The organism is Pseudomonas batumici (assembly GCF_000820515.1).
Classification (GTDB): Bacteria; Pseudomonadota; Gammaproteobacteria; order Pseudomonadales; family Pseudomonadaceae; genus Aquipseudomonas; species Aquipseudomonas batumici.
The window spans coordinates 1-14,848 of record NZ_JXDG01000038.1; the positions used below are offsets into that span (position 1 = coordinate 1).

Genomic DNA, 14,848 nt, shown 5'->3' on the forward strand with positions numbered 1-14,848 from the left:
CTTCCCGCAATGATATACAAGGGCTTGATTTCAAAAGCTTGTCCGGCTACATATCTCTCGTCCGCCATCTCAAGTCTCCACTTAACCAGTTGGAGTGCTTACTGTCGTTTACTCCGACAGCGGGAGATGCAAGAAGAGAACTTGTCTTTTGACGGGAATAGCGCTTTATCGTGTAAGGCAACAGCTACACGCTTACTATCTCATGTAGGAGTTGGCTTGCCGGCGATGAGGCCCGTAAGTCCTGCATCGACTATCAGGACGCCATCGTCGGAACGCCGCCCGCAGCAAGCTGACTCCTACAAGGAGGCAGCGGCAGCCCTCAGCCGGCCGCGTGTTCGACCAGCCGCACCAGTCGCTGTGCACTGCCAAAGGCCAGGGTCATGCCCAGTGCACCATGCCCAGTGTTGACGTACAGGTTGCCTGCCAGGCGTTCCAGCACAGGCCTGCCGGTGGGCGTCGCCGGTCGCCAGCCGCTCCAGGGCTGGCAATCGTCGGTATTCCAACCATCACCGAACAACGGCTTCCAGGGCCGCGGCGCCACCGGCGCTGTCGAGGCGGTCCAGGTTGGCTTCGGTGGCGTGGCCGGCGTTGGCGCCCTTGACGGCGACTTCACCTTCTTCCTTGTCGAATTCGTCCCAGCTGAGCATCGGATATTCCTTGTGTGGGGTGTTTGTAGGCCTGGTTCACTGCCTTTTCGTCAGGCAGGTAGACACGTGTTCAGAGCTCCCGTTCAACAGGATTCACGGCATAAGCAGGCATCGAAAAACCCTGGTATCCCAGGGCGATGAGAGGTGCCGGTAGGAGAGGTTTGGCACATCATGTAGTGTTTTTTATTTAATATTAGCACACTATATGGTGGTTTTCTCAGGTGGTCAATCCGAGGAACGGCAACGCGCTGTTTCGTCGCAGCCCCTCGGCGAGGTGTCTAGAGGGCGGTTTTCGGGCGACGGGTCTTGAACAGGCGCAGGTAGACCATGAGGTTGAGCAGCACCACCAGGGCGCCCAGGCCAAGTTGTATGGTTGGCGTCAGCCCGGCGGGGTAGATCAGCGGAATCAGGTAGTGTTCGATGAAACCTTCGCCATAACCGCCTTGTCCGGCGGCCTGGCGAAAGAGGTTTTCCCAACGGGTCAGCGGGCACTCCAGGTGGAAGACTTCCACGGCCACGCCCCAGGTCGCGGCGGGCAGGTGCAGCCAGATCAATCGGCGCCATTTGAGCACCAGCAGCCCGCCAAACAGCACAAACAGGATGAACAGCAGGTGAAACGACACCAGCCCGTCGGCTGCTATCCGGTAGAACATCTCGACTTCCTTGGCAGGTCCATGGGGTAAGTCCGGACATCCTACTCGGGTGGGCGGTCCGGCCTCTACCGGGCGTTGTGCTTGAGCGTCGCGAGGATGTCTTTCAGGCGCTGGGTCGTGGTTTCACTGCTGGTTTGCATCGGTGCGCGCAGTTCGTCACGAATCAGTCCTTGAAGGGCGAGGGCGGTTTTCACCGGGCCGGGATTGGGCTCGACGAACAGGGTCTGGATCAGCGGTGTCAGTTGGAAGAATGTCGTCCTGGCAGCTGCGAGCTGCTGGTCCTGGATCTGCCGGTGGAGTTGTACGAACAACTCGGGATGGATATGCGCCGAGGCGGCAATCGCACCGGTTGCGCCGAGGCACATCGCATTGAACATCTGGTTGTCCTCGCCACACAGCACATCGACCTTACCGCTGGCCAGCAACGCCAGGGTATTGCCCAGGTTGCCGCCGCAGTCCTTGATGGCGACGATATTCTCGTGGGCGACGATCCTGAGCAGGGTCGCCTGCTCGAAGCTCACCCCGGTGCGGTAGGGAATGTCGTAGACAATGATCGGTACGCTGGAGGTATCGGCGACGGTCTTGAAAAAGGCTTCCAGGCCGGCCTGGGAGGGGCGGATGTAATAGGGCGCGGGCACCAGCAGGCCGGCCAGTGGACGCTTGAGTATCTCGCTCTGGAACTGCAGCAACTCGCTGAGGTTGTTGCCCGCCAGGCCCATCACCACCTGTTGCGGCGGGACCAGCTCCAGCACGGCATCCAACACCGCCAGTTGTTCATGTTTGCCCAGTGCGGCGGCTTCCCCGGTGGTGCCACAGACCACGATGCCGTCGACGCCGCTATCCAGCAGATGCGTGACCAGGCGCCGTAAACCGACGAAATCGATGGCCTGGTTCACAAACGGCGTGACGAGGGGAACCCAGATACCTTGAAACGATGACATGCACTTTCTCCTGATGGTTGACCGTGTCGTCACCGTCAGAAGCATAGAAGGAAGTTGGGGAGGAGGAGGGGTGACCCGTCGTCGCGCTCAATGTCCTGTCAGCTCATCTGACGGGACAGCGCGCCCCGGTCACATGAGCGACTGTTTCTTCGATTTAGGGGCAAACGCAACGCACGCCGCTGCCTTGGCATTCAAGCCAACGGCGACAGCAATGAGGTTGAGCGTTGCGGACATGTTTGTTTACACCCTGGATCAGGCGCTCAGTTTTAAAAGCTGGCGAAGGGTTTGTCAATTGCCGATGCCTGTTAATTGGAGGTTCCGACGTCTTCAGGTCCGGTCTGACTGATTCTCCGCCACCGCCGCCTCGATCACCAATTCCCGAAACCGCCGCAGCACCGATGAGCTATCTCCCACGCGGGTTGCCAGGTGCAACGGTGCGATCAGCCCCGGACACTGCGACAGCGCGCGATAGGCGATTCCATCGCCACGCAGGCGCTGCATCGAGGCGGGGACGATGGAAACCCCCAGGCCTGCGGCGACCAGGCTCAAGGTGGCGGCCATGCGCGGGGCTTCCTGAATCACCTGTGGGCTGAAACCGGCTTCACGGCACGCCACCAGGATGGCGTCGTAAAGTCCCAGCCCCACCCGGCGTCGATACAGCACAAAGGCTTCGCCCGCGAGCGCGGACAAGGGCAGTGGTGTGCGGGTGTCCTGTGCCAGGGGATGATCCATCGGCAGCGCCAGCAGCATCGGTTCGACCAGGATCGGTTCGGCCTGCAAGGTCGGTGTGCCGCTCAAGGGCGAGCGCACGAAGGCCGCATCCAGGCGCTCGTGCACCAGGGCATCCATCAGCTCGCCAGTACCGGCTTCCTCCAAGGCGACCGACACGCCGGAAAAAGCCTCGCGAAAATGCCGCAGCACGCCCGGCACAAACGGATGCAACGCCGCCGAGCTGGTGAAGCCGACGCCGAGCCGCCCCTGTTCGCCACGGGCGGCGCGGCGCACCACCTCGGTCACGCCCTCGGCCCGCGCCAGCACGGCACGAGCTTCCTCAAGCAGTGCCAGGCCCGCCGTGGTCGGGCGAACACCGCGCGGCAAGCGCTCCATCAGCGGCACGCCCATCTCGGCCTCGAGCTTCTGCAACAGGCGGGTGAGGGGCGGCTGCTGCATGTGCAGGCGCTCCGCCGCCCGGGTGATATGGCCTTCTTCGGCGATCACGACAAACGCGTGCAAGCGACGCAGCTCAAGCATTTCAATACCTTTTCAGTATGGCAGCTTGTCATTATTAGCATTTGTCATCATGGCGTGCAAAACCTAGGCTTGTGCTCACTCCCTACACACAAGAGGACGCGTGATGACCTGGTCAGCCAAGCAGTATTCGACATTTGAAGAAGAACGCACCCGCCCGGTCCGCGATCTGGTGGCCGCCATCCCCACGCGAACGGTCCGCGTGGCCGTCGACCTGGGTTGTGGCCCGGGCAATTCCACCGAGGTCCTAGCTCAGCGTTTTCCCGAGGCGCGGGTCACCGGCATGGACAGTTCCGACGACATGCTGGTCAGTGCCCGGGCGCGCTTGCCCGCGTTGAATTTCGAACTGGCCGATATCGCCACCTGGAACCCGGACCAGGCCTTCGATGTGATCCTGGCCAATGCCTCTCTGCAATGGGTGCCGGATCACGCGACGCTTTACCCCCATCTGGTCAGCAAGTTGGTAGCCGGTGGCAGCCTGGCGGTGCAGACCCCGGACAATCTGCAGGAGCCGTCCCACCGGCTGGCGCGTGAAGTAGCCGCCAACGGTCCGTGGGCCGACAAGATCGCGACGGTGCGGCATCCGCCACGGCACGACGCGACCTTCTACTATGAGCTGTTGCGCCCGCACTGCAGCCACGTGGATGTCTGGCGCACCACCTATCACCATCCATTGTCCGGTGGTCACGCTGCGGTGGTGGAGTGGTTCAAGGGCTCGGCGCTACGGCCGTACCTGGCACCGTTGGACGAGGGTCAGAAGGTGGCGTTTCTGGAGGCTTACCTGGCGGCGGTCAGCGAGGCCTATCCGGCGCTCGCCGATGGAACGGTGCTGTTGCCGTTTCCCAGGTTGTTTGTGGTCGCGACTCGCTGAAACCTGCTCAGGGCCTCGGCCCGAGTCGATCAGGCGTGCTGCAGCAGATACTCGCTCAACGCCTGGCGGGTCAGGTCGTTGAGGGTCACTTTCTGGCGTGTCGCGGTCAGCGCGGCGGCCAGATGGAGGTCGTGGCCCACGCGTACGTTGAACGAACCCTTGCACGGCATTTCGGGGGCCTGCTTCAACTCCCGGCAGGTCTCCAGATAGTCGTCGACGGCGGCCTTGAACGCCGCTTCCAGTTCCGCCACGGTTTGCCCCTCATAACTCACCAACGCCCGGATGAACTGGAGCTTGCCGAACAGGCAGTTGTCCTCGACGCTGGCTTCGATGGAGCCGTAATAGCCTTTGTAGTGCAGCTGATTACTCACGAAATCAGTCCTCTTTTCATTCTTGGACACCAAGCCTCCTTGCTGCAACTAAATATAGTTGCACTGATGTTGTGGGTCAAGATTGAAGGGTTTTGCCGGGGACTTCAATGGAGGTTTTGGGCCTGCTTACGTTTCCCAGGTGATTTGGGGACGAGGCCTACAGGCACTGTGTATCGGACGCAGGAGGGCGATCTGTTTGCACCCGCTCGACGGGTACAAACAGATCGTTGTGGCGGGTTTAGCTCACCACGCGATAGCAAGGCACATAGGCCGCGCCACCGGGGAGTTTCATGCGGTGTTGTGCAACGAAGGCCTTGAGCAGCTTGTCCAGCGGTTGCATCACCGCCGCATCGCCGTGGATCTCGTAGGGGCCGTGCTCCTCGATCAGGCGAATGCCCTTGTCCTTGACGTTGCCGGCGACGATCCCGGAAAACGCCCGGCGCAGGTTGGCCGCCAGTTCGTGGGCGGGCAGGTTGCGGCTGAGATTGAGGCTCGCCATGTTGGCATGGGTCGGATCGAACGGGCGCTGGAAGCCGCCGTCGATCTTCAGCAACCAGTTGAAGTGGAAGGCGTCGTTGCGTTCGCGGCGGAACTGCTTGACCTCCTTCAAGCCCTGGGCCATCTGCCGGGCCACCTCGGCCGGGTCGTCGATGATGATTTCGTAGTGTTTCTGCGCCGCCTCGCCGAGGGTCGCCACCACGAAGTCGTTCAGTTGCTGAAGGTAGGCTTCTGCGCTGCGCGGACCGGTCAGGATCACCGGGAAGGGCAGGTCGCGGTTGTCCGGGTGCATCAGGATGCCGAGCAGGTAGAGGAACTCTTCGGCCGTACCGGCGCCGCCCGGGAAGATGATGATGCCGTGGCCGACCCGCACGAACGCCTCAAGGCGTTTCTCGATGTCGGGCATGATCACCAGTTCGTTGACGATCGGGTTCGGTGCCTCGGCGGCGATGATGCCCGGCTCGGTCAGACCCAGGTAGCGGCCGGAGGTGATGCGTTGCTTGGCGTGGGAAATGGTGGCGCCTTTCATCGGCCCCTTCATCACGCCGGGACCGCAGCCGGTGCAGATATCCAGGCTGCGCAGGCCCAGTTCGTGACCGACCTTCTTGGTGTACTGGTATTCCCCGCTGCTGATGGAGTGGCCGCCCCAGCACACCACCATTTTCGGCGCGAGGCCAGGGCGCAGGGTGCGGGCGTTGCGCAGCAGGTGGAAGACGTAGTCGGTGATGCCCTGGGAGCTTTCCAGGTCGATGCGCTGGCTTTCCAGCTCGTTCTCGGTGTAGACGATATCGCGCAGGGCGCTGAACAGCATTTCACGGGTGCTGGCGATCATTTCACCGTCGACGAAGGCGTCGGCCGGGGCATTGAGCAGTTCCAGGCGTACGCCGCGATCCTGCTGGTGAATACGGATCTCGAAGCTCTTGTAGGCTTCGAGGATGGTCTTGGCATTGTCGACATGGGCGCCGGTGTTGAGGATGGCCAGGGCGCATTGGCGGAACAGTGTGTAGATACTGCCGGAGCCGGCTTCGCTCAGTTGCTGCACTTCACGTTGGGAAAGGGTTTCGAGGCTGCCCTTGGGGCTAACCGAGGCGTTGATTACCGATCGTTGGGTCATGCTTTATTCCATCAAGGCGATGCCACCGGGCCACAAGGCGCCGGCCGCACCAGAAAGGCTTCGCGCGCACGCGTGGTTCTAGCATAGCTAAATCGGCACCCAGGTGGTTGGTGCCGGTCGGTTCAGCTTGCAGGATTTTAACGCGCCGCGAAACCCGTAGACGTGTCGTCAGTGCTCAACTCGCGTCGCTATCCAGCTCGAGCTCCGCGCACAAGCCACCGCCCTCACGGTTGCTCAGGGTCAGGGTCCCGCCCATGGCAATGGCCAGTTGTTGGGCGATGGCCAGGCCCAGTCCGGTTCCGCCAGTGCTGCGGTTGCGTGAGTTTTCCACGCGATAGAAGGGCTTGAGGACTTCCGCAAGCTCAGCCTGGGCGATCCCCGGGCCACGATCCAGGACCTGGATTGACAGGCGCCGGTTTTCCCGGGTGGTGATCACGATCTGCGCCTGCCCGGCGAATTTCAGTGCGTTATCCACCAGGTTGACCAGCACCCGCCGCAGGGCATGGGGGCGGGTGTCGATCAGCATGCCATTCTTGCCGATCAGTTCCACGGCTTGTCCGGTGTCCTGGTAGTCGAACACCAGGCTGTCGAGAAAGGCGTCCAGGTCGATGCGGCAACTGGCTTCGGTGGCGCCGTGCACGCTGCGGGCATAGGCCACGCCTTCGCGAACCAGGTGTTCGATCTCGCCCAGGTCCTGCCAGAGCTTGTCCTTCTCGGTCGAGTCGTCCATGAACTCGGCCCGCAGCTTCATGCGGGTGATGGGGGTTTGCAGGTCATGGGAAATCGCCGCCAGCAGTTGCATGCGCTCCTTGAGGTAGGCGGCGATACGCGCCTGCATGGCGTTGAAGGCCGCCGCCGCGTGGGCCACTTCGGTCGGGCCGGTTTCGTCCAGGGGCACGCCGTGGGTATTGGGATCGAGGTGTTCCACGGCATGGGCCAGGCGGGTCAGCGGGCGTACGGCAATCCGCACCGCCAGCCAGACGCAGCCGAGCATCAGCAGTAACTGGCCCAGTAATACAAAGGGCAGCCAGGGCGACATGGGCGTGATCGACGGGGTGACGTCGAGGGTCACCGGGCTGCCGTCGTGCAGTTTCAGATGGGCCTGGAAGTGTTTGCGCGGGCCGGGAATGTCGCTGAAGGTCAGTGGGTAGTCACGGCCAATGGCCTCTTCGAGCGAGGGGACGGCGATCGGCACTTCGTCCGGTCGCATGGGCGTGCCGGGTTCGCCGTCGCCCAGCAGGTAGCGGTAGTTGCCCCGCTCAAGACGTGGCAACCAGTTTTCGCGTTCGTTCGCCGGCAGGCGTTCAAGGATGGCGATGGCGGTCGAGACATCGGTTTCGAGGTTGCCGAGCATGGCGCTCCTGGCGCTTTGATAGCGCTCGTAGGACTGCGCGCCGAAAGACAGTGCCTGGGCGAGGATCAATCCGCCGAGGAAGATCAGCGACAATCGCGAGCCCAGCGTGCGCGGCCAGCGCAGGGACGGCGTCATGGTTGCGTACCGAGGATTTCCACCGGCAGCGAGAACACATAGCCTTCGCTGCGCACGGTCTTGATATAGGCCGGCTCGCGGGCATCGTCCAGCAGGCGCTGGCGCAGGCGGCTGACCAGCAGGTCGATGGAGCGGTCGAACAGATCGGCGTCGCGGCCCTGGGTGAGGTTGAGCAACTGGTCGCGGTTCAGGACCCGCTGCGGATGATCGAGGAACACCCGCAACAGGCGATATTCGGCGCCGCTGAGGGCCACCAGGGTACCGTTTTCGTCCAGCAGGTGACGGGCGCTGGTGTCGAGTTTCCAGCGACCGAAACCCAGCAGCCGGCCGCTCTCGGTGACGACCAGGTTGGGCGGCAGCATCCGGGTGCGGCGCAGCACCGAGTTGATCCGGGCCAGCAGTTCGCGGGCGGAGAAGGGTTTGACCAGATAGTCATCGGCGCCCATTTCCAGGCCGATGATACGGTCGGTTTCGTCGCTGCGCGCGGTGAGCATCAGCACGGGTGTGTTCTTGTGCTTGCCGGCGCGCAATTCGCGGCACAGCAGCAGGCCGTCGTCGCCGGGCATCATGATGTCCAGCACGATCAGGTCCACCGGCGTGGTTTCGAGGAAGGCACGCATCTGCCGGCCGTCGGCGACCACGGTGGTGCGCAGGCCGTTCTTCTTGAGGTAGTTGCCCACCAGCTCTCTGATCTCGCGGTCATCGTCCACGATCAGGATGTGATCGACATGATCCATGGGCCAGGCTCCATCAGTGTAGGTTCAGGGCACAGTCTAGCGAGGGCGGCGGCGGATGGCATCGGGCCTTTGTATTGCAGTGTATCTGGCGGGCTACGGATACATGGGAATGCAAAAACACCTGGCGCAGAGGGGCGCCGGAATGTTGCACGCTCGTCGGCTGATCAAGGTCCGGGCGATACAAGGCAAGGGATTTTGCTTTCCCCACAGGGGCCTGTGTTGTAAAAGCAGTGACGCCTCGGCTTTTTGAACGTCTATGACTAGAATCCGCGACGCTGCTTACCATCGGTGTCGATATCGGCCTATGAGAAAAGGGAACCTTATGATCATCAAACCACGCGTTCGTGGCTTTATCTGTGTGACCACCCATCCTGTGGGTTGCGAAGCCAACGTCAAGCAACAGATTGACTACGTCACCCAGCAAGGCCCGGTCAGTGACGGACCGAAGAACGTCCTGGTGCTCGGTGCTTCCACCGGCTACGGCCTGGCGGCACGCATCACCGCGGCCTTCGGCTGCGACGCCAATACCCTCGGTGTGTTCTTCGAGCGCGAAGGCGACGAAGGCAAGCTCGGCACCGCCGGCTGGTACAACAGCGCCGCGTTCCACAAGTTCGCTGAAGCCAAGGGCCTGTACACCAAGAGCATCAACGGCGATGCCTTCTCCGATGAAGTCAAGCGCCTGACCATCGAGACCATCAAGCGCGACATGGGCAAGATCGACCTGGTGGTCTACAGCCTGGCGGCACCGCGTCGTACCGATCCGAAAACCGGTGAAGTCTACAGCTCGACGCTCAAGCCGATCGGCAAGTCGGTCACCCAGCGTGGCCTGAACACCGACAAGGAAGAGGTCAACGTGACCACCTTGGCCGAAGCGACCCAGGAAGAAATCGACGGTACCGTCAAGGTCATGGGTGGCGAAGACTGGCAGCTGTGGATCGACGCCCTGGACGAAGCCGGCGTGCTGGCGGACGGTGCGAAAACCACTGCGTTCACCTACCTGGGTGAAAAGGTGACCCACGACATCTACTGGAACGGCTCCATTGGCGCGGCCAAGAAGGACCTGGACCAGAAAGTCCTGAAGATTCGCCAGCGTCTGGCGGCCAAAGGCGGCGACGCGCGGGTTTCGGTGCTCAAGGCCGTGGTCACCCAGGCCAGTTCGGCGATCCCGATCATGCCGCTGTACCTGTCGTTGCTGTTCAAGGTGATGAAGGAGCAGGGCACCCACGAAGGCTGCATCGAGCAGGTCTACGGCCTGTACAAGGACAGCCTGTACTCGCCGACGCCGATCCTCGACGAAGAAGGCCGCCTGCGTGCCGACTACAAGGAGCTGCAGCCGCAGGTCCAGGAGCAGGTGGCGAAGCTGTGGGATGAGGTGACCACTGAAAACCTCAACGAACTGACGGACTTTGCCGGCTACAAGGCCGAGTTCCTGCGTCTGTTCGGTTTCGGGGTCGAAGGTGTGGATTACGATGCCGACGTCAGCCCGGACGTGGCGATCGTCAATCTGATCCAGGCTTGAGTCAGGACCCCGGCAGGGGCTGGTCATCCAGCGCCTGCCGGGGGATCTGCATTGCGCAACGTCGAAGACGCTGCGCAACCCTGGCTGTTGTTACTCGATGACTTTCCAGTTCTTGTAGAAGACCCGGCGCAAGGTGAACGCCGCGCCAGCGAACGCCGAGATTACGCCGTTGAGAATGAACGGTGCGTAGGACGGGCGGACGATGTCGATGAACAGGCAGTAACGCTTGGCGTCGTTCTTGTTGAAGGACGCGTGCAGCAGCGTGTCGTCGAAAATGAACAGCGGATCGTCGTGCCAGTAATGTTTCTGTTTCCGGCACTGGATGTAGACGCCTTCATGGTGCGGCGCCGGGGCCATGTTGTAGAGCACACGGAACATCATGCGCAACGGGCCGAAGTGGAAGGAGGTCGAGCGGTTTTCATTGAACACCGACACGCCCACGGTCTTGACGTAGGGGAACTTCTGCTGAAGTTCGGAGATGTCCAGTTCGGTGTCGATCTTGCGCCCGTACCACTGGAAGAACAGCATGCCGCGCCGGTTTTCCGCCATCCGCGAGTCGAGGTACTCGATGATTTCGTCCTTGTGGCTCATTGCCTTGTCGATGACCTGCTGCAGGTCGCGCTGGCAGTCTTGCGGCAGGTCCTGCATCCGGTAGACGCCGCGGTTGGGCTTGCTGATCAGGTCGAACAACGAGTTGAAGGGCGACAGCACCCAGGTGTTGCGACCGTTGCCGATAAAGTACTTCTTCGCAAGCTCGGCGGTGTAGATGCCGTTGCGCAGGAAGTCATAGATGCCGCAGACCCCGACCAGAAGCAGAAAGCCGAGGATGGTTTTCGGAAAGCTGTAGATCAGCAAGAGCACGGCCAGGACCCAAAGGACGGAGACGGCTTTCTTGCGGATGGTGCGAGTACTCATGAAACACTGCTCCCTGGAGCGACTACTGTCACGGGTGGCGTGCGCCGGGACGGCGCGGTAAAGCCTGAAAAAAGTGCTGAATGTTACTGTTTTGCAGTGGCTATTAACAGTTTTTGTTAGAGCCGGATATCAATCTGACGCCATGGTTGTGCTGCGTTAATTGCCATGATGGCGCCTGAAGGAATCGGAAAACCAATGAAATTATCTTCTGTAGTCGCATTGCTCATTGTCTTGACGATGGGCTATGCAGGTGTGAGTGAAGCCCGGCAATCGAGGCCGCAGACGGAGTCGGTGGCGGGCGTCTTCGATTACTACCTGCTGACCCTGTCCTGGTCGCCGACCTTCTGTCTGACCCATGCCAATGCTCAGCAGTGCAGCGGGAAGGGCTACGGCTTTGTGCTCCATGGCTTGTGGCCGCAATATGCCAAGGGCGGTTGGCCGCAATCCTGCCCGCCGCTGACGCCTTTGACCCAGCAGGAGCGGCAGAAGGGCCTCGGTCTGTTTCCCTCCGGCAAGCTGCTGGAACATGAGTGGAACAAGCACGGCACCTGCAGTGGCCTGGGCGCCTCGGGCTACTTGAAGGCTGCCGACAAGGCACTGGGAGCGGTCGTGGTTCCCGAGGCCCTGCAACCCTCGACGACACCACGCGAATATTCCGCCGAGCAGATCGTCCAACTGTTCCGGCAGAGCAATCCAGGGATGCTCGAGGGCGGGGTGACGGTGCGCTGCAGCGGACCTGAACTGGCCGAGGTGCGGGTGTGCCTGACCAAGGACCTGGGCTTCGGCGAGTGTGGCAAGGGTGTCAGGAATCAGTGCCGACAAGGGCCGGTACGCGTGCCGCCGATTCGCTGATCGGTCCGGGATGCCTGGGCAGCGTTTGACTCGACGCGCTGCCACCGGGGCCAGGGCTCAGGTGCGCGGTCGTGCACAAATGTTCAAGACAGAAGCGCTACGGGCTGGCAAAGTCGGCGTCTTTTTCCTTGTGCCCGAGTCCTATGTCCGATCATCTGTTACCTCGCACTGCCTTCCTGCGCGGTGCCGCGGCCATCATGCCGCTGTCCCTGGCGACCGCACCCTGGGGATTGCTGGCCGGCTCCATGGCCATCGAGGCCGACCTGACGCCCCTGCAGGGCCAGGGCTTGTCCAGCATCGTGTTTGCCGGGGCCGCGCAACTGGTGGCCATCGGCATGCTCAAGGGCGGCGCCGGGATCTTCTCGATCCTGCTCACCACCGCCTTGCTGACGTCGCAGCACCTGCTTTATGGCATGAGCATGCGCTCGGTGATTTCCCCATTGCCCGGCCGTTGGCGGCTCGGGTTGGGCTTCCTGCTCACCGACGAGTTGTTCGCCCTGACCAGCCAGCACGACAAGCAACAGTTCAACCGCTGGTATGCACTGGGGGTGGGGCTGACGTTCTATGTCGCCTGGAACCTGTTCACCCTGGCGGGGATCGTGCTGGGCCGCAGCATTCCCGGTCTTGAGCACCTGGGGCTGGATTTCTCCATCGCCGCGACCTTTATCGCCTTGATCACCCCGGTGGTGCGCAATGTGCCGACGGTGGTCTGTGTAGCCGTGTCGTTGTTCTGTTCGGTGCTGTTCAGCTACTGGCACTGGGGTTCGGCGCTGGTGCTGTCGGGACTGGCGGGGATGGCGGCGGGGTTTGTCTGCAACAAGCTGTATCGGGGGCGCGAATGATCGTCTGGGCGGTGATAGTCGGCATGGGCTTGCTGGTGTTCCTCAACCGTTATGTGTTTCTCGAACCGCGCCTGCCGGTGCGCTTGAGCAGCAACGCCCGGCAGTTCCTCGGCTTTGCCGTGCCGGGCATGCTCACGGCGATCTGCGGGCCGATCGTGTTCATGCCCGATCACCAGTTGAACCTGCAGTACGACAATCCGTACCTGATCAGTTCGTTGGTGGCCATCGGCCTGGTGATCTACACCCGCAACACCTTGCTGAGCATGCTGCTGAGCATGGCGTTCTTCTTTCTGTTGCGCTGGTGGTTGGCGTGATAGCGAGCTGAGTCGCTGATGCGGGTTATTTGAACGGGGTATGGCCCACCGGTAGTTTGAGTGCCTGGTCATGCGCCGCATAATGACTCCGATCTATCAGCATCGGACCGACTGCACCGGTTGAGTCTGAGCGGCTGGGCCCTGGGCAAGGAGGCGGTGTGATGGAGATTTGCGTAGTGGGCGCGGGCATCGTCGGCCTGAGCAGTGCCTGGTTCCTGCACCGGGCCGGGCATCGCGTCACGGTTGTCGACCAGGCGCCCGGACCCGGCATGGGCGCCGTGGCTGGCAACGGCGCGCAGCTGAGCTACAGCTATGTGCAACCGCTGGCCGATCCGTCGCTGTTGCCGGGTATCCCGAAGCTGTTGCTCGACCGTAGCGGGCCTTTGCGCTTCACCCCGCAATGGAGCCCGGAACAATGGCGCTGGTGCATGGAATTCCTGGCCGCTTGCCGGACGTCGGTGTCACGCCAGACCACGGTGGAGTTGCTGGCGCTGGCGACCGAGAGCCGCTTGGCCCTGGAGGCGTTCATGCAGGCGCAGCCCCTGGACTGCGATTTCACCCGCACCGGCAAGCTGGTGCTGTACCCGGATGCCGAAGGGCTGGACAAGGCGCAGAACCAGCTACGTTTCCAGGCGGGCCTGGGATCGCGACAACAGGTGGTCAGCGCGAGCGAGGCGGTGGCGATCGAGCCGGCGCTGGCCGGCTATCAGTCGGCGTTTCATGGCGCGATTCACACCGACAGCGAGTGCGCGGTGGATGGTCTCAAGCTGTGTCGCGAAATGGCCCGGATCATGGCCGGCGAGGGCGTGCGCTTGTTGTTCGACCGCAAGGTCGAAGGTTTCCAGCGCCGTGGTGGGCGGATCACCGCCCTGAACCTGAGGCATGCCCAGGAAGGGGCCGAAGTACTGCACAGCGAGGCGGTGGTGCTGGCGGCGGGCGCCTACAGCACCGGCCTGCTGGCGCAGTTGGGGAGTCGCTTACCGGTGTATCCGCTCAAGGGCTACAGCATTACCCTGCCGATTACCGAGCACACCCGGGCGCCGACGGTGAGCATCACCGATATGCGCCGCAAGACTGTGTTCGCCCGCATCGGTGACCGCCTGCGGGTCGCGGGAATGGTGGAGTTGTGCGGGATGGATGCGTCGATTCCGGCGGCGCGGATCGAGCAGTTGCAGGCCTCGACCGAGGCGTTGTTCGGTGATGGTTGGAATACCGACGATTGCCAGCCCTGGAGCGGCTGGCGACCGGCGACGCCCACCGGCAGGCCTGTGCTGGAACGCCTGGCAGGCAACCTGTACGTCAACACTGGGCATGGTGCACTGGGCATGACCCTGGCCTTTGGCAGTGCACAGCGACTGGTGCGGCTGGTCGAACACGCGGCCGGCTGAGGGCTGCCGCTGCCTCCTTGTAGGAGTCAGCTTGCTGCGGGCGGCGTTCCGACGATGGCGTCCTGATAGTCGATGCAGGACTTACGGGCCTCATCGCCGGCAAGCCAACTCCTACATGAGATAGTAAGCGTGTAGCTGTTGCCTTACACGATAAAGCGCTATTCCCGTCAAAAGACAAGTTCTCTTCTTGCATCTCCCGCTGTCGGAGTAAACGACAGTAAGCACTCCAACTGGTTAAGTGGAGACTTGAGATGGCGGACGAGAGATATGTAGCCGGACAAGCTTTTGAAATCAAGCCCTTGTATATCATTGCGGGAAGACCACAGAGCTTCGGTTCTGGCACAGGGGGAGGTTACGCTGGAAATGGCAATGGCTGGGGCCTCCAGGAGGGGCCGCGACGAGGGGAGGGAGGGCCGGGCAGGTTTCGTGACACGGCCACGCCAGATGTC

General features: G+C 62.1%; 15 protein-coding genes and 1 pseudogene. 6 read left to right on the plus strand and 10 right to left on the minus strand.

Going from position 1 to position 14,848, the window contains the following annotated elements; translation table 11 throughout:
- Positions 1-319: 319 nt before the first annotated feature.
- The 5 genes and pseudogenes from UCMB321_RS31430 to UCMB321_RS14830 all read right to left on the minus strand — a co-directional run bounded on the left by UCMB321_RS31430 (position 320) and on the right by UCMB321_RS14830 (position 3,492).
- On the minus strand, positions 320-517 hold the full coding sequence (locus UCMB321_RS31430; RefSeq protein WP_040068048.1) for an FAD-dependent oxidoreductase: 198 nt from the start codon (positions 515-517) through the stop codon (positions 320-322).
- A 1-nt stretch (position 518) separates the two neighbouring features.
- Positions 519-647, minus strand: a pseudogene (locus UCMB321_RS31435) (ribonucleotide-diphosphate reductase subunit beta); the annotation flags it as partial.
- Positions 648-925: 278 nt separating this feature from the next.
- Entirely contained in the window at positions 926-1,300 is a 375-nt protein-coding gene (locus UCMB321_RS14820) for a DUF2784 domain-containing protein (protein WP_040068050.1), read from the minus strand.
- Positions 1,301-1,365: 65 nt separating this feature from the next.
- Positions 1,366-2,241, minus strand: a complete 876-nt coding sequence (dapA, locus tag UCMB321_RS14825) for a 4-hydroxy-tetrahydrodipicolinate synthase (protein WP_040068052.1) — start codon at positions 2,239-2,241, stop codon at positions 1,366-1,368.
- Between the two features lie 327 nt (positions 2,242-2,568).
- On the minus strand, positions 2,569-3,492 hold the full coding sequence (locus UCMB321_RS14830; protein WP_040068054.1) for a LysR family transcriptional regulator: 924 nt from the start codon (positions 3,490-3,492) through the stop codon (positions 2,569-2,571).
- Between the two features lie 103 nt (positions 3,493-3,595).
- Between UCMB321_RS14830 and tam the strand changes: the two genes are divergently transcribed.
- Positions 3,596-4,360 carry a trans-aconitate 2-methyltransferase gene (tam, locus tag UCMB321_RS14835; protein ID WP_040068057.1) on the plus strand — a complete coding sequence of 255 codons (765 nt, stop codon included), beginning with the start codon at positions 3,596-3,598 and terminating at the stop codon, positions 4,358-4,360.
- 29 nt (positions 4,361-4,389) lie between these two features.
- Here the strand turns inward: tam and UCMB321_RS14840 are convergent, their stop codons facing one another.
- From UCMB321_RS14840 to UCMB321_RS14855, 4 genes are all read right to left on the minus strand, one after another.
- The gene (locus tag UCMB321_RS14840; RefSeq protein ID WP_040068080.1) at positions 4,390-4,731 is read right to left on the minus strand and encodes a type II toxin-antitoxin system HicB family antitoxin; all 342 of its coding nucleotides are present in this window, start codon (positions 4,729-4,731) and stop codon (positions 4,390-4,392) included.
- A 238-nt stretch (positions 4,732-4,969) separates the two neighbouring features.
- A complete protein-coding gene (ppnN, locus tag UCMB321_RS14845; RefSeq protein WP_040068059.1) occupies positions 4,970-6,343 on the minus strand; it encodes a nucleotide 5'-monophosphate nucleosidase PpnN in 1,374 nt (457 codons plus the stop codon).
- A 175-nt stretch (positions 6,344-6,518) separates the two neighbouring features.
- Positions 6,519-7,832, minus strand: a complete 1,314-nt coding sequence (locus tag UCMB321_RS14850) for a sensor histidine kinase (protein WP_040068061.1) — start codon at positions 7,830-7,832, stop codon at positions 6,519-6,521.
- The gene (locus tag UCMB321_RS14855) at positions 7,829-8,569 is read right to left on the minus strand and encodes a response regulator (protein ID WP_040068063.1); all 741 of its coding nucleotides are present in this window, start codon (positions 8,567-8,569) and stop codon (positions 7,829-7,831) included. The genes UCMB321_RS14850 and UCMB321_RS14855 overlap by 4 nt, the downstream gene beginning before the upstream one ends.
- A 322-nt stretch (positions 8,570-8,891) precedes the next feature.
- On the opposite strand from UCMB321_RS14855, the gene fabV reads away from it, so the two are divergent.
- On the plus strand, positions 8,892-10,088 hold the full coding sequence (fabV, locus tag UCMB321_RS14860) for an enoyl-ACP reductase FabV (RefSeq protein ID WP_040068065.1): 1,197 nt from the start codon (positions 8,892-8,894) through the stop codon (positions 10,086-10,088).
- Positions 10,089-10,178: 90 nt separating this feature from the next.
- Here the strand turns inward: fabV and UCMB321_RS14865 are convergent, their stop codons facing one another.
- The gene (locus tag UCMB321_RS14865; protein WP_040068068.1) at positions 10,179-11,003 is read right to left on the minus strand and encodes an aspartyl/asparaginyl beta-hydroxylase domain-containing protein; all 825 of its coding nucleotides are present in this window, start codon (positions 11,001-11,003) and stop codon (positions 10,179-10,181) included.
- Positions 11,004-11,198: 195 nt separating this feature from the next.
- On the opposite strand from UCMB321_RS14865, the gene UCMB321_RS14870 reads away from it, so the two are divergent.
- From UCMB321_RS14870 to UCMB321_RS14885, 4 genes are all read left to right on the plus strand, one after another.
- Positions 11,199-11,855 carry a ribonuclease T2 family protein gene (locus UCMB321_RS14870; RefSeq protein WP_040068070.1) on the plus strand — a complete coding sequence of 219 codons (657 nt, stop codon included), beginning with the start codon at positions 11,199-11,201 and terminating at the stop codon, positions 11,853-11,855.
- Positions 11,856-11,998: 143 nt separating this feature from the next.
- A complete protein-coding gene (locus tag UCMB321_RS14875) occupies positions 11,999-12,697 on the plus strand; it encodes an AzlC family ABC transporter permease (RefSeq protein WP_040068073.1) in 699 nt (232 codons plus the stop codon).
- Entirely contained in the window at positions 12,697-13,011 is a 315-nt protein-coding gene (locus tag UCMB321_RS14880) for an AzlD domain-containing protein (RefSeq protein WP_209437178.1), read from the plus strand. The genes UCMB321_RS14875 and UCMB321_RS14880 overlap by 1 nt, the downstream gene beginning before the upstream one ends.
- A gap of 161 nt (positions 13,012-13,172) precedes the next feature.
- Positions 13,173-14,399 (plus strand): D-amino acid dehydrogenase, encoded by a 1,227-nt coding sequence (locus tag UCMB321_RS14885; RefSeq protein ID WP_040068077.1) that lies wholly within the window; start codon positions 13,173-13,175, stop codon positions 14,397-14,399.
- The last annotated feature ends 449 nt before the right edge of the window (positions 14,400-14,848 follow it).

What these genes read in the sequence shown, in the direction of transcription:
- UCMB321_RS14820 (WP_040068050.1), bottom strand. Translation starts at nt 1,300, where the DNA reads ATGTTCTACCGGATAGCAGCCGACGGGCTGGTGTCGTTTCACCTGCTG.
- dapA (WP_040068052.1), bottom strand. Translation starts at nt 2,241, where the DNA reads ATGTCATCGTTTCAAGGTATCTGGGTTCCCCTCGTCACGCCGTTTGTG.
- UCMB321_RS14830 (WP_040068054.1), bottom strand. Translation starts at nt 3,492, where the DNA reads ATGCTTGAGCTGCGTCGCTTGCACGCGTTTGTCGTGATCGCCGAAGAA.
- tam (WP_040068057.1), top strand. Translation starts at nt 3,596, where the DNA reads ATGACCTGGTCAGCCAAGCAGTATTCGACATTTGAAGAAGAACGCACC.
- ppnN (WP_040068059.1), bottom strand. Translation starts at nt 6,343, where the DNA reads ATGACCCAACGATCGGTAATCAACGCCTCGGTTAGCCCCAAGGGCAGC.
- UCMB321_RS14850 (WP_040068061.1), bottom strand. Translation starts at nt 7,832, where the DNA reads ATGACGCCGTCCCTGCGCTGGCCGCGCACGCTGGGCTCGCGATTGTCG.
- UCMB321_RS14855 (WP_040068063.1), bottom strand. Translation starts at nt 8,569, where the DNA reads ATGGATCATGTCGATCACATCCTGATCGTGGACGATGACCGCGAGATC.
- fabV (WP_040068065.1), top strand. Translation starts at nt 8,892, where the DNA reads ATGATCATCAAACCACGCGTTCGTGGCTTTATCTGTGTGACCACCCAT.
- UCMB321_RS14865 (WP_040068068.1), bottom strand. Translation starts at nt 11,003, where the DNA reads ATGAGTACTCGCACCATCCGCAAGAAAGCCGTCTCCGTCCTTTGGGTC.
- UCMB321_RS14870 (WP_040068070.1), top strand. Translation starts at nt 11,199, where the DNA reads ATGAAATTATCTTCTGTAGTCGCATTGCTCATTGTCTTGACGATGGGC.
- UCMB321_RS14875 (WP_040068073.1), top strand. Translation starts at nt 11,999, where the DNA reads ATGTCCGATCATCTGTTACCTCGCACTGCCTTCCTGCGCGGTGCCGCG.
- UCMB321_RS14885 (WP_040068077.1), top strand. Translation starts at nt 13,173, where the DNA reads ATGGAGATTTGCGTAGTGGGCGCGGGCATCGTCGGCCTGAGCAGTGCC.